10 protein-coding genes are annotated in these 13,449 nt (G+C 71.6%); 6 read left to right on the top strand and 4 right to left on the bottom strand.

Annotated features, from left to right (window positions below; genetic code table 11):
* The first annotated feature begins 25 nt into the window (after positions 1–25).
* Both serA and MFF13_RS14945 read left to right on the top strand, forming a co-directional pair.
* Positions 26–1,306 carry a phosphoglycerate dehydrogenase gene (serA, locus tag MFF13_RS14950; RefSeq protein WP_373322548.1) on the top strand — a complete coding sequence of 427 codons (1,281 nt, stop codon included), beginning with the start codon at positions 26–28 and terminating at the stop codon, positions 1,304–1,306.
* A 317-nt stretch (positions 1,307–1,623) separates the two neighbouring features.
* Complete coding sequence (locus tag MFF13_RS14945) at positions 1,624–3,066, top strand: amino acid permease (protein ID WP_147828616.1); 1,443 nt, start codon at positions 1,624–1,626, stop codon at positions 3,064–3,066.
* Positions 3,067–3,274: 208 nt separating this feature from the next.
* Here the strand turns inward: MFF13_RS14945 and xth are convergent, their stop codons facing one another.
* Complete coding sequence (xth, locus tag MFF13_RS14940) at positions 3,275–4,084, bottom strand: exodeoxyribonuclease III (protein ID WP_147828615.1); 810 nt, start codon at positions 4,082–4,084, stop codon at positions 3,275–3,277.
* A gap of 175 nt (positions 4,085–4,259) precedes the next feature.
* Between xth and MFF13_RS14935 the strand changes: the two genes are divergently transcribed.
* The gene (locus MFF13_RS14935; RefSeq protein WP_147750962.1) at positions 4,260–4,979 is read left to right on the top strand and encodes a lysophospholipid acyltransferase family protein; all 720 of its coding nucleotides are present in this window, start codon (positions 4,260–4,262) and stop codon (positions 4,977–4,979) included.
* 156 nt (positions 4,980–5,135) lie between these two features.
* Here MFF13_RS14935 and MFF13_RS14930 read toward each other — a convergent pair whose 3' ends face one another.
* The 3 genes from MFF13_RS14930 to MFF13_RS14920 form a co-directional block, all read right to left on the bottom strand.
* Positions 5,136–5,606: a cupin domain-containing protein gene (locus MFF13_RS14930; RefSeq protein ID WP_147828614.1), complete on the bottom strand. Its 471-nt coding sequence runs from the start codon at positions 5,604–5,606 to the stop codon at positions 5,136–5,138.
* Between the two features lie 157 nt (positions 5,607–5,763).
* Positions 5,764–6,726 (bottom strand): outer-membrane lipoprotein carrier protein LolA, encoded by a 963-nt coding sequence (locus MFF13_RS14925; protein WP_147828613.1) that lies wholly within the window; start codon positions 6,724–6,726, stop codon positions 5,764–5,766.
* Positions 6,727–6,949: 223 nt separating this feature from the next.
* Positions 6,950–10,246 carry a DNA translocase FtsK gene (locus MFF13_RS14920; RefSeq protein WP_238272453.1) on the bottom strand — a complete coding sequence of 1,099 codons (3,297 nt, stop codon included), beginning with the start codon at positions 10,244–10,246 and terminating at the stop codon, positions 6,950–6,952.
* A gap of 280 nt (positions 10,247–10,526) precedes the next feature.
* Between MFF13_RS14920 and MFF13_RS14915 the strand changes: the two genes are divergently transcribed.
* The 3 genes from MFF13_RS14915 to MFF13_RS14905 all read left to right on the top strand — a co-directional run bounded on the left by MFF13_RS14915 (position 10,527) and on the right by MFF13_RS14905 (position 13,449).
* Positions 10,527–12,602 (top strand): NAD(+) synthase, encoded by a 2,076-nt coding sequence (locus tag MFF13_RS14915; RefSeq protein ID WP_238272452.1) that lies wholly within the window; start codon positions 10,527–10,529, stop codon positions 12,600–12,602.
* A gap of 103 nt (positions 12,603–12,705) precedes the next feature.
* Positions 12,706–12,933 carry a hypothetical protein gene (locus tag MFF13_RS14910; RefSeq protein ID WP_147812966.1) on the top strand — a complete coding sequence of 76 codons (228 nt, stop codon included), beginning with the start codon at positions 12,706–12,708 and terminating at the stop codon, positions 12,931–12,933.
* Positions 12,934–13,026: 93 nt separating this feature from the next.
* On the top strand, positions 13,027–13,449 hold the full coding sequence (locus MFF13_RS14905; protein ID WP_147828611.1) for a PilZ domain-containing protein: 423 nt from the start codon (positions 13,027–13,029) through the stop codon (positions 13,447–13,449).

Genomic DNA, 13,449 nt, shown 5'->3' with positions numbered 1-13,449 from the left:
CTCTCGCCACATGACCGATCGCACCATGAACCACGAACTGCCCCCCGAGACGCTGGTCCTGCCGGAACGGCTGTCCCTGCCGAAGGACAAGATCCGGGTGCTGCTGCTCGAAGGCATCAACGACAGCGCCGTCGGCCTGATGCAGGCGGCGGGCTACACCAACCTGGTCCGCCTGCCGAAGGCGCTCGACCGCGACGCCCTGCACGCGGCCCTGAAGGGCATCCACATCCTCGGCATCCGCTCGCGCACCCAGCTCGATGGGGCCGCCCTCGACGCGGCCGACCGGCTGCTCGCGGTGGGCTGCTTCTCGGTCGGCACCAACCAGGTCGACCTCGACGCCGCCCGCCGCCGCGGCGTGCCGGTGTTCAACGCGCCGTTCTCGAACACCCGCTCGGTAGCCGAGCTCGTCATCGGCGAGATCGTGATGCTGCTGCGCCGAATCGTGCCGCGCTCGGTCGGGGCGCATGCGGGCCAGTGGGACAAGTCGGCGACGGGCTCCGTCGAGGTGCGCGGCAAGACGCTGGGCATCGTCGGCTACGGCAACATCGGCACGCAGCTCTCGACGCTGGCCGAGGCCATGGGCATGCGGGTGGTCTTCTACGACCACACCGACAAGCTTCGCCACGGCAACACCGAGCCGACCGCCTCGCTCGCCGACCTGCTCGCGCAGAGCGACGTGGTCTCGCTGCACGTGCCCGAGACCGACGCCACCGCCAACATGATCGGCGAGGCCGAGATCCGGGCGATGAAGCCGGGTGCGTACCTCATCAACAACGCCCGCGGCACCGTCGTCGACCTCGACGCGCTCGCCCGCGCGCTCCGCGACGGGCACCTGGCGGGCGCCGCCGTCGACGTGTTCCCGGTCGAGCCCGGCTCGAACCAGGAGCGCTTCGTCTCGCCGCTCCAGGGCCTTGAGAACGTGATCCTGACCCCGCATGTCGGCGGCTCCACCGAGGAGGCGCAGGAGCGCATCGGCGCGGAGGTCGCGCGCAAGCTCGTGGACTATTCCGACATCGGCTCGACCATCGGCGCGGTGAATTTCCCGCAGGTGCAGCTGCCGCCACGGCCGACCGGCGCCCGCTTCATCCACGTGCAGCAGAACCTGCCCGGCATGCTCAACCGCCTGAACGCGGTGTTCTCCAGCGCCGGCATCAACATCGCCGGCCAGTTCTACCAGACCGACGGCGAGGTCGGTTACGTGGTGCTGGAGACCGACGCGACCAACGCCGACGCCGAGACCCTGCTCGCCGAGATCCGCGCGATCCCGGGCACGATCCGCGCGCGGCTGCTGTACGAGCGGCGCTGAGGGGGGCGGTCGCGCGTCGCGCTGCCTTCGAACTGACGTCCATCGCGGCATGACAGCACCGAATGGATCGTTCGAAGCACCGCGCGACCCCCTCTCCCATGGGGAGAGGGTTGGGGTGAGGGGCGTGACCTCTCAGGACAGGGCACGCCCCTCATCCTGTTCTTCTCCCCCTGGGAGAAGGAACCCGCGCTCGCCTCCGCAGCCGGCCGAAGCCTGATCGCGGAGCGCGCGAAGATTCATTGCCCGACGCGGCTATCGCTGGCGCGGCTCTTGCCGCAGCCTCGCGCATCGCCCGCGGGTTCGGACCACACCATCCCATGAGCACCGGCCTCTTCGCCACGAAGAAATCCGTCGCCGCGCTCGTCGCCGCGCATGACGACGACCAAGGGTCGGCACTGGCCCGCGACCTGTCGGCGTTCGGGCTGGTCTGCATCGGCCTCGGCGCGACGATCGGGGCGGGGATCTTCGTCCTCACGGGCACGGCCGCCGCGCAATATGCCGGGCCGGCGCTGGCGCTGTCGTTCGTGGCCGGCGGCATCGCCTGCGCCTTCGTCGGGCTGTGCTACGCGGAACTCGCCGCGATGATCCCGGTGCCGGGCTCGACCTACGCCTACACCTACGCGACGCTCGGCGAGCTCTGCGCCTGGATCATCGGCTGGGACCTCGTCCTAGAATTCGCCTTCGCCGCGGCCACCGTCGCGGTCGGCTGGTCGGGCTACGCGCAGAGCCTGCTGGCGGATGTGGGCCTGCGCCTGCCCGCGGTCCTCGCCGCAGCGCCCGGGGGAGGCGGCCTCGTCAACCTGCCGGCGGCGGGAATCGTCATCGCGCTGACGGCGCTGCTGATGCGGGGCAGCCGCGAGGCCTCGTGGGTCAACGCTGCGATGGTGGCCCTTAAGGTCGCGATCATCCTCGGCTTCGTCGGCGTCGGCGCCGCGCACCTGAAGCCAGAACTGTGGCACCCGTTCATCCCGGAGAACACCGGAACCTTCGGGGAATTCGGCTGGAGCGGCATCCTGCGCGGGGCCGGCGTGGTGTTCTTCGCCTTCATCGGCTTCGAGACGGTCTCGACCGCCGCCGGCGAGACCCGTGATCCGCAGCGCGACGCGCCGATCGGGCTGCTCGGGTCGCTGGCGGTGAGCACCGTGCTCTACGTGGCCGTCGCCGCGGTGCTCACCGGCCTCGTGCCGTACCGGTCGCTGAACGTCGCCGACCCGATCGCCAGGGCGATCGACGCGATCGGGCTCGGCGGCTTCAGCGTCGCGATCAAGCTCGGCGCCCTGGTCGGGCTGACCACCGCGACGCTGACCGCGCTCTACGGGCAGGCGCGGGTGTTCTACGCCATGGCCCGCGACGGCCTGCTGCCGCGCCTGTTCGCACGGGTGAGCCCGACGACGCGCACGCCGATGTCGAGCCAGGCGACGATCGGCGGGCTCACCGCGCTGGTCGCCGCCCTCGTGCCGATCGAGGAGCTGGGCGAACTCGTCAGCATCGGCACGCTGTTCGCCTTCGTGCTGGTCTGCACCGCGGTCCTGATCCTGCGGCGGACCGAGCCGGACCGGCCGCGCCCGTTCCGGGTCCCGGCGGTCACGCTGGTGGCCGGCCTCGGCATCCTGTCGTGCCTGCTGCTGATGGCGGGCCTGCCGGGCGAGACCTGGATCCGCCTCGCAATCTGGCTCGCGCTCGGCCTCGCCCTCTACGCGGGCTACGGACGCAAGAACGCCCGCCGGGTGAGGGCGGGCGCGTCGCAGGCGTCAGGCTGAAACCGGACCACAGGGGGCATGCCCCCGTGGCTGGGTGCGGGGGCTCAGAACGAGCGGCGGTGCGGGGTCTGCCCGCCGCCGTAGCGGCGGCGGAGATACGAGACGACCTTCGGCAGCAGGAAGGCGAGCAGGATCTTTCGCATGGGGTCGGCGAACCTTCTTCACGAGCGTGTGAGGGTGCAATGCGCCGAGCGCGTCCGCGTTCCGGTCAGAGCTCCAGCGTCAGCGTCACGGGCGCGTGGTCGGACGGGCGCTCCCAGCCGCGGACGTCCCGCGCGACGTCGACCTTGCGCACGGTGCCGGCCAGGTCCGGCGAGACCCAGGCGTGGTCGAGTCGCCGGCCCTTGTCGGCCGCCGCCCAGTCGGGCGAGCGGTAGCTCCACCACGTGAAGATCTTCTCGGGCGGCGGGGTCAGCAGCCGCGCGGTGTCGACCCAGCCGACCTCGTTGCGCAGGAGTTCGAGCGCCTCGGTCTCGACCGGCGTGTGGCTCACCACGTCGAGGAGTTGCTTGTGCGACCAGACGTCGTGCTCAAGCGGCGCGACGTTGAGGTCGCCGACGAGGATCGCGGGCCCCTTCATCCGGCGCCCGCCCCAGGCGCGCAGGTCGCGCAGGAAGTCGAGCTTGTGCGCGAATTTCGGGTTGAGGGCGGTGTCGGGCACGTCGCCGCCGGCCGGCACGTAGAAATCGTGCAACGCGATGCCCGCGGCCGCACCCGCCTCGGGGCCGAGCACCGCCGAGATGTGGCGCGCGTCCTGGCGCTCGCAGAAGCTCATCACGTCGCGGGTGATCAGCGGGAACCGCGAGAGGATCGCGACGCCGTTGTAGCCCTTCTGCCCGGCGAAGACGACGTTCTCGTAGCCGGAGCCGCGCAAGGCCTTCAGCGGGAAGGCGTCGTCCGGGCACTTGGTCTCCTGCAGGCAGAGCACATCGGGCTTCGCCTCGGCGAGGAAGCGCAGCACGAGGTCGATGCGCAGGCGCACCGAATTGATGTTCCAGGACGTGACGGTGAGGCGCAACGGAAACGCTCGCGGTTCTCGAGGGGACGCGGCTGGATAGCGCGATTCGGCCGTGCGATCGACGCCGCGACCGGGGGCCTCGCGGAAATGGCGTGCTCAGCCCCGGACGACGGAGTATGTCCGCGCACGGACCACCGCTCGCCCCCCGCTAGACGACACGCCAGAGACATCGCCCTTGCCGCGCATCCGCTCCGTCCTGTTCAACGCCTACTGGGCCGCCTGGACCGCTCTGTTCCTGGCGCCGCTCGCAGTGCTGGCCGCTTCCGGCTCGCCGGTCCGGCCGATCCGCGCGGCGACGCGCCTGTGGGCGCGCGGCATCCTGTTCGGGCTCCGCACGATCTGCGGCCTGCGCTACGTCGAGGAGGGGCGCGAGCGCATCCCGAACGAGCCCTGCCTGATCGTCGCCAACCACCAGTCGGCCTGGGAGACGCTGGCCTTCCTGATCCTGGTGCCCGACGTGGCGATCATCGCCAAGCGCGAGCTCGTCGCCATCCCCGTGGTCGGCTGGTTCCTGCGCCGCTCGCCGATGATCATCATCGACCGCGCCAACGGCACGCAGGCCCTGCGCACGATGATCGACGAGAGCCGCGCTGCGGTGGCCGACGGGCGTTCGGTGCTGATCTTCCCAGAGGGCACCCGCGGCACCATCGCGGAGAAGCTGCAGTTCAAGCGCGGCGTCGAGCTGCTTTACGGGCGGCTCGGCCTGCCGGTGCTGCCGGTGGCGGTCAACTCCGGGCTGTACTGGCCGACCGGGTCCTCGACGCGGGCCGGCACCGTGACGGTGAGCTACCTCGCCCCCCTGGCGCCCGGCCTGTCGGCGGCCGAGTTCATGCGCGGCACCGAGGGCGCGATCGACAGCGAGCTCGATCGCTGGCGCCCCAGGGCAATCGCCTGACAGCGCTTGCCCCGTTTTTCATTGCGGCCTCAATCGCCGGCGCCCGCATCCGCGGGCTCGGGCTTCCGCTCCGCGGGGCGCTCTTCGCGCCCTGAAGCCGCGAACGCGGCTTCCAGCGACCGCCCTGGCTGGAATCCCCAAGCCGCGTAAGGCGCTTCAGTCGACGGCGCCGTAATAGGTGAAGTGCTTCTTCACCGGCTCGATCACGTCCCAGGTGCCGGAAAAACCTTTCGGTGTGACGAAGGCGTCGCCGGCCCGGTAGCTCTTCGCGGTGCCCTCGGCGTCGGTGACGATCACGACGCCTTCGAGCAGGTGGATGAACTCGTCCCGGCCGAAGTCGATGCGGAACTTGCCCGGGCGGCAGGTCCAGATGCCGGCGGCGAACAGCTTGTCGGGGCTCTCGTAGACGTAGGTCGCGGTCTGCTCCGGGCGGCCGGAGAGGATGCAGGACCGCTCGGGCCAGTAGCCGGCGGCCGGCGGCCGGCCGGCGGGGAAGTCGACGTTGGTCACCGTCGGCCCGGCCAGCACCGGCGGCGGCGGGCCGGCCGGTCGGCGCAGGCCCGGCACCACCGCGAGGAACGCGGCGACGGGCCCTGCGAAGGTGTGGAGAAGCCTGGCGATTTCCATGTCGTACCCCCGATCGAATCGAACGAGGGGCACGATCGGGCGGCGCGCGTTGACGGCGGGTTCACCGCGGCGGCGCTGGGCGGCAATCGCCACGCTTCAAGGCGCCTGTCCCCGGATCGATGCGGAGAGCGTTAAGGAATCCTCGCCGCGCCAAACCTCACGGGGTCTGCGACTGCTTGATCCGCTCCTGCATCGCCTTGTCCTCGGGACGGCCGTAATTGATGAAGAACTGGTTGCCGTCGACGGCCTTGCCCCGCTGCAGGTTCGAGAGCTGCACGGTGGTGAGGTAGCCCTGCGGATCGGTGATCCTCCACTGGCTCAGCACCTTCACGTCGGGGTCGAAGAACAGCTGGATCTTCGAGGTGCCGCCCAGCGTCGCGCGGTCCTCCAGGCTGATGCGGACGCCGCCCGGATCGTTCGACACGTCGGTGACGGTGAGGTCGCGGGCGAGGTCGATTTTCTCGCGGACCAGGAATTTTAGCGGCGTCTGGGCGATGAAGTACAGATCCTGGGTCGCGAGCTTGCGGTCGCGCACCGCCACCGAGGTGCCGTCGGCCACGACCTCCAGCGGCGAGGGCGGGTCGTAGTCGAAGCGCAGGCGGCCGGGTTTCGCGATGGTGAGCTTGCCGCCGATCCGCCGCCCGTCCGCGGCGATCTGGATGAACGAGCCGGTGAGCGTGCCCATGCCGTTGAAGTAGGCGTTGGCCTGGGACAGCACGGTGGCCGCGTCCGGCGGCTCGTCCGAGGCGCCGGCCGGGGCAGGGGCGGGCGCGCCGACGGCGGCGACCTTCGCGTCCGCCGCGGAGGGCTTGCCCGCGACCGGCTTGGCGGGACCGGGCTTCTCGGCCGAGCGGGCCTTGGCGTCCTTCGATGATTCCTTCGTCGCGTCCTTCGTCGAATCCTTGGCCGCAGGCTTGGCGACCGTCTTCTTCGCCGGCGCGGCCGGCGTCGGCGAGGGAGCCGGCGCCGCCTCCGGCTCTGGCGCCGGGGCCGGCTGTTCCTTGCGGCCGAACAGGCCGTCGAGGAAGCTGCTGACCTGCGCGTCGGCCGGCGCGACCGGGGCGATCCAGGCCGCGAGCGCGAAGAGCGATCCGGCAAGTCGGGTGCGGCGGCCGAGCATGGACAGGCGTCTCCTGGGCGGGTGCGGCGTCCCGCAAGCGATGGTCGGCGTCCGGCGCGCAAACGTCGCCGCGCGAGGGCGTCGTGGCGCGCGAAACGCCCGTCGCGCCGGGACGCCCGCTCGGGGCGCCGGGCATCCGGGCGCGTCGTGGGGCGCCGTTAGAGCGGCACCCTGTGGCGAAGATGCGACGCCGGCCCGGTTTCGGGCCGACGCCGCGTGCCGGCTACTCGTCGTCGTACATGCTGGCGGCGTGGGGGGCGCCCTCGACCAGGATCTCGCGTTTTCCCGCGTGGTTGGCCTGGCCGACGATGCCCTCGATCTCCATCCGCTCCATGATCGAGGCGGCGCGGTTGTAGCCGATCTGCAGGCGGCGCTGGATGTAGCTGGTCGAGGCCTTGCGGTCCCGCAGCACCACCTGGATCGCCTGCTCGTAGAGGTCGCCGGCCTCGCCGCCCGACGCCGCCACGAAGGCGCCGACGTCGAACACCGGAAGGTCGGCCTCCTCGACCTCGGTCTCGACCGCCTCGGCCTTGCCCCTGCTCTTGCCCTTCGGCGCATCCTCGGAGCCGTCGTCGGCGGTGACCGCCTCGAGGTAGGCCGGCCGACCCTGGCGCTTGAGGTGGGCGACCACGCTCTCGACTTCCGAGTCCGAGCAGAACGGCCCGTGCACGCGCGTCGTGCGGCCGCCGCCGGCCATGAACAGCATGTCGCCCTGGCCCAAGAGCTGCTCGGCGCCCATCTCGCCGAGGATCGTGCGCGAGTCGATCTTGCTCGTCACCTGGAAGCTGATCCGCGTCGGGAAGTTCGCCTTGATCGTGCCGGTGATCACGTCCACCGACGGACGCTGCGTCGCCATGATCAGGTGGATGCCGGCCGCCCGCGCCATCTGCGCCAGGCGCTGGATCGCGCCCTCGATGTCCTTGCCGGCCACCATCATCAGGTCGGCCATCTCGTCGACCACGATCACGATGTAGGGCAGGGCCGAGAGGTCCATCGCCTCGTCTTCGAACACCGCCTCGCCGGTCTCGCGGTTGAAGCCGGTCTGGATCGTGCGCGTAATGGTCTCGCCCTTGGCGCGCGCCTCCGCCATCCGGGCGTTGTAGCCGTCGATGTTGCGGACCGCGATCTTGGACATCTTCTTGTAGCGCTCCTCCATCTCGCGCACGGCCCACTTGAGGGCGATGACCGCCTTCTTGGGGTCGATGACGACGGGGGAGAGCAGGTGCGGGATGCCGTCGTAGACGGACAGCTCCAGCATTTTGGGGTCGACCATGATCAGGCGGCACTCCTCCGGCTTCATCCGGTAGAGCAGGCTGAGGATCATGGTGTTGATCGCCACCGACTTGCCCGAGCCGGTGGTGCCGGCCACCAGCAGGTGCGGCATGCGGGCGAGGTCGGCGATGATCGGCTCGCCGCCGATGTTCTTGCCGAGGCAAAGCGCGAGCTTGTGCTTGCTGGCGAAGAAGTCCGGCGCCGAGAGCAGCTCGCGCAGGAACACCGTCTCGCGGATCTCGTTCGGCAGCTCGATGCCGATGACGTTGCGGCCGGGCACCACGGCGACGCGGGCCGAGACCGCGGACATCGAGCGGGCGATGTCGTCCGACAGGCCGATGACGCGGGAGGACTTGGTGCCGGGGGCCGGCTCCAGCTCGTAGAGGGTCACGACCGGGCCGGGGCGCACCGCGAGGATGTCGCCGCGCACGCCGAAATCCTGGACCGTCTGCTGCAGGTTGAGCGCGTTCTGCTCCAGCACGTCGGCGTCGACCTCCGGGCTTTCGCCGGGCACGGGCATGGCGAGCAGGTCGAGGGCGGGCAACTCGTAGTCGGCGTTCTCCACCGAGGCGATGGCGAGGTGACGGCCGGCGGCGATCAGGTGCGGGCGGCCGACGACCGGCATCGCCGCGACCGGCGCGGCCAGGGCCTCGACCACCGGCTCGAAGGCTTGCTCCGAGGCGTGCTCCAAGGCTTGCTCGAAGACCGGCTCCGAAGGCGCCTCGAAGGTCGGCTCGGGCACCGGCGCGACCTCGATCGGAGCCGGGGCCGGGGCGGCCTTGCCGCGCAGCAGCACGGGGCGCGGCACGATCGGCAGGACCACGGGCGGCGCGGCGGCCGGCATCGCCAAACTCGGCGCGAAGGATTCGGCGCCGAAGGCTCGCTCGGCGGCCTGGAACGCGGCCTCGTATTCCGGCTGGACGGCTTCGAGGTCGTCGATTGCCGGCAGCAGGGCCGGCTCCGTCGGCCGCGCGGGACGGATCGCGGCGCGGGCGGCCATCGCCGACAGCACCGGGGCGCGGCGGACCTCGTGGATCGCTGCCGGAGAGGGGAGGGGGGTTCCGGGCCCGAACACCAGCGACAGCGCCGGGCGCACCGAGAGCGCCGGCACCGCGGCGGCGATCACCACGTCGCCGCCGTGGCCGAGGCCGTCCTGGCCGGCGTCGTCCTGGACGACGTCGTGCTGGCTCGCGTTGTCCTGCCCGTGCTCGGGGCGGAGCGGGCGATCGAAGCGCACGAGGCGGTCGAGGACGTAGACCGGCGCAGGCGGCAGCGAGCGCAGATGCGAGATGTCCACCGGCACCGAAACGAATCGGTCGGCCGGCGCAGGCTCGGCCGGCATCGCGACCGAAACCTCCTGCGCGGCGTCGCCGCCCTCGGCGGAGCCGGGCCGGATCGCCGCCCAGGCCTCGGCGGAGGACCAGTCGCCCGCCTCGAACCAGGGCTGGACGTCGGACCAATCGGGCAGCTCGGATAGGTCGCGGGCCTCGGCCGGCGCGGGCGCGGTGGCGGCCGACAGCTCGACCGCCGGGCGCGACGGGCGGCGATCGGGCGTGCGGAAGAAGCGGACGCCGGGCGGCGGAACGAAGGGCTGGCGCCACAGGGGCAGCGGCGGCCCGGGCGGGATCGCCACGGCCTCGGCCGCCCCGCGCTCGGCTTCGGCGGCCGACCGTTCGACATCGATCTCGGCTTCATGCGCGGCGGCGTCGCGCTCGGCGGCGGCGGCCAGCATCGCGGCCTGCGCGTCGGCCCGTGCGAGGTCGAGGGCGTTGCGCTCGGCCTCCAGCGCGCGCTGGCGGCGCTCCTGCAGGATGGTGTCGGGGGTGCGGGTGTAGCGCACGGCGGGCGGGGCGTCGGGGCGGAGCGAGGCGCCCGCCACAGCGTGGGCGACCCCGCGCGGACGGTCGATGTCCTCCGGCGTGATCGCGGCCGGCCGGCGCGGAGAGCGCACCAGCACGCCGGGCGAGGAGGCGGAGGCGTCGATGCGGCTCTCGGGCCGGGCGCCGTCGAGCATGTCGAGGGTCGCCCGGTCGTCGAAGACCTCGGTCGGCCAAGCGTCGGCGAACACCGCGTCGCGGCCGGCGCGGGAATCGGTCCAGCTGCCGTCAGAGCCCGGCTCGGTGCCGCGCCCCAGCATCGCGTTCGGCGGCGTGAGCCAGCTCGGCGCCGGCCGGGTGCCGGCGATGGCGTAGCCCGGCCGCTGCGGGCCGCCGACGAGGCGCCGCGTCAGGCTCGCCCGCAGGGACATCAACCGATGCGCCAGCGCGCCGAGCGTGAGGCTCGGGCGGTCGCCGCCGCGGCTGGGGCGAGAGGGGTCGCGATGAGAATAGGGAGGCCGTCCCGATGCGCGCATGGGTTCTCAAAAACTCGAAACACGGAAAGGCCGTCCCGCCCGGAACGGTCGATCCGAGTTAGGCCGAACGTCGTTAACAGAGCCTTGAAAACCGCCCGCCGCCGAGTGCTGGAGGGGCGGGCCGGCAAGCGGTAAGGTGGTGGGGACATTCCACCTCGCGCGGGTCGTGACGCCCTTGGCACAAGCCCCTCTCCCGCAAGCCCTTCCCCGGAAGGACTTCCACTCCCTCTACGCGCACGGGTTCGCCCGCGTGGCCGCCTGCACCGGGCGGAGCCACCCGGGCGACCCCGAGCGCAACGCCGACGCGATCCTGGCGCTCGCCGAGCGGTGCCACGGGCAGGGCGTCGCGGTGGCCGTCTTCCCGGAACTGGCGCTGTCGGCCTACGCGATCGAGGACCTGCTGCTGCAGGCGACGCTGCTCGATGCGGTCGAGGCGGCGGCAAGGCGGTTGGTCGCGGCCTCGGGCGATCTCCGCCCCCTCCTCCTCGTCGGCGCGCCGGTGCGCTGGCGGAACCGGATCTACAACGCGGCGCTCGCGATCCAGGGCGGCCGGCTGCTGGGCGTCGTGCCGAAGCTCCACCTGCCGAACTACCGCGAGTTCTACGAGAAGCGGCACTTTGCCTCCGGCGCCGGCATCGCGGGCGAGACCGTGCGCTTCGCCGGCCACGAGGCCCCCTTCGGCGCCGACCAGTTGTTCGTCGCCGAGGACGTGCCGGGCCTGACCGTCGGCGTGGAGATCTGCGAGGATTTGTGGGTGCCCGACGCCCCGGGCATGCACGCGGCGCTTGCCGGCGCCACGGTGCTCGCCAACCTCTCGGGCAGCCCGATCACGGTCGGCCGGGCGGAGTCGCGCGCCCTGCTCTCGCGCGCGGCCTCGATGCGCGGCCTGTGCGCCTACGTCTACGCGGCGGCGGGCTTGGGCGAATCCACCACCGACCTGTCCTGGGACGGGCAGACCAGCGTCGACGAGAACGGCGTGCGGCTGGCGGAAGGCGAGCGCTTCTCGGCCTCGCCGGTCGCGACGCTCGCCGACGTCGACCTCGACCTCCTCGCCCAGGAGCGTATGCAGGCCGGCAGCTTCGACGACAACGCTCGCGGCGGCCCCCGCCCGGCCTACCGCCGCGTGCCGTTCCGCCTCGATCCGCCGGCCGGCGACCTCGGGCTGATGCGGCGGATCGAGCGGTTTCCGTTCGTGCCGGCCGACCCGGCCCGCCTCGCCCAGGATTGCTACGAGGCCTACAACATCCAGGTCGCGGGCCTCGCCAAGCGCCTGGAAGCCACCGGCACGCGCAAGGCCGTGATCGGCGTCTCGGGCGGGCTCGACTCGACCCACGCCCTCATCGTGATCGCCAAGGCCTTCGACCGGCTCGGCTTTCCGCGCTCGGACATCCTGGCCTACACCCTGCCGGGCTTCGCCACCTCGAACGCGACGAAGGGCAACGCCCACGCGCTGATGCGGGCGCTCGGCACGACCGCGGCCGAGATCGACATCCGCCCCGCCGCCCGCCAGATGCTCGCTGACATGGGCCACCCCTACGCGGCGGGGGAGGCGATCTACGACGTCACCTTCGAGAACGTGCAGGCGGGCTTGCGCACCGACTACCTGTTCCGGCTGGCCAACCACGCCGGCGGGATCGTCGTCGGCACCGGCGACCTGTCGGAACTGGCGCTCGGCTGGTGCACCTACGGCGTCGGCGACCAGATGAGCCACTACGCCGTCAACGCCGGCGTGCCCAAGACCTTGATCCAGCACCTGATCCGCTGGACGATCGCCTCCGGTCAGTTCGGTACGGAGGAGGGGCGCGTGTTGAGCGCGGTGCTCGACACCGAGATCTCGCCCGAGCTCGTGCCCGCCGGGGCGGACGCCGCGCCGCAGAGCACGGAAGCCGTGATCGGCCCCTACGCGCTGCAGGACTTCACCCTGTTCTACACCCTGCGCCACGGCTTTCGCCCGTCGAAGATCGCCTTCCTGGCGCTCCATGCCTGGGGCGACGCGGCGAAGGGCGCGTGGCCGCCCGACTTCCCCGCCGACAAGCGGCTCGCCTACGGCCTGCCGGAGATCCGGCGCTGGCTCGGGGTGTTCCTGACCCGGTTCTTCGGCTTCAGCCAGTTCAAGCGCTCGGCGTTGCCGAACGGGCCGAAGGTGTCGGCCGGGGGCGCCCTCTCCCCGCGCGGCGACTGGCGGGCGCCCTCCGACGGGACGGCCCGGATCTGGCTCGACGAGTTGGAGCGCAACGTCCCCGAAACGTGATCGACACAAACCGGACAGAGTGTGTGATTATCCACACGGTCAAGCTGATTTGCCGTGTACGGCAGATCCGGTTCGAGGGGTCGGCCGAGGGGAGGATGCGCCCATGCAGAGCTACAACCTGTTCCGCCTGAAGAGCGTCGAGGGTCTGTGCTGCGCCGTGCCGGAGTCGAGCCGCGTGCCGCGCTTCCTCGGTGGCGGCCGCTGGACCTTCGGCGGCAAGCTCGACGACCGGTCCGACATCCCCCTCGACTTCGACGGCCGGGCCGCGGAGACCGGCGTGCGCTTCAACGGATTCTACCTGTTCCAGACCGTCGACCGGCGCTTTTTGTAGGCTTAGGGCCGTAAGTCGAAGGTCGCGGCGAGCATTCCTTAAGGGGCGACGTGGGATGATCGGCCTATCGTCTTCGAGCCTGGGGCCCTGTTCATGTCTTCGGAACACCGCAACGAGACCCGCCAAAGGGTGTTCCTGAAGGGCCGCATCGTGTTCAACAACGGTGCCTCGAGCATGGATTGCCTCGTGCGCGACTTCTCCTCCTCGGGGGCGCGGCTGGCCCTCAGCGAAAGCTCGACGTTGCCCGAGGTGTTCGACCTCTACATCCCCCAGAAGGACCGGACCTACCGCTCGACCCTGCGCTGGCGCCGCGCCGACGGCGTCGGGATCACCTTCGCCGACGAGGCGGCCAAGCCCGCTTCCGTCGCGGCGCCGACGGCGGCGGCCGAGCCGGCGACGGAGGACAACTCCGTCACGGTGCTGCTGCGTCGGATCACCGAACTCGAGGCCGAGAACGCGACCCTGCGCCGGCTGCTGACCGGGATGGCGCAAACCGGCGCGGCGACGGCCGCCTGA

Origin of the sequence: Methylobacterium cerastii, assembly GCF_022179125.1 — a bacterium.
Lineage (GTDB): Bacteria > Pseudomonadota > Alphaproteobacteria > Rhizobiales > Beijerinckiaceae > Methylobacterium > Methylobacterium cerastii.
Note: the sequence above shows the minus strand (reverse complement) of the source record. Positions and strands in the feature narration are given on the sequence as shown.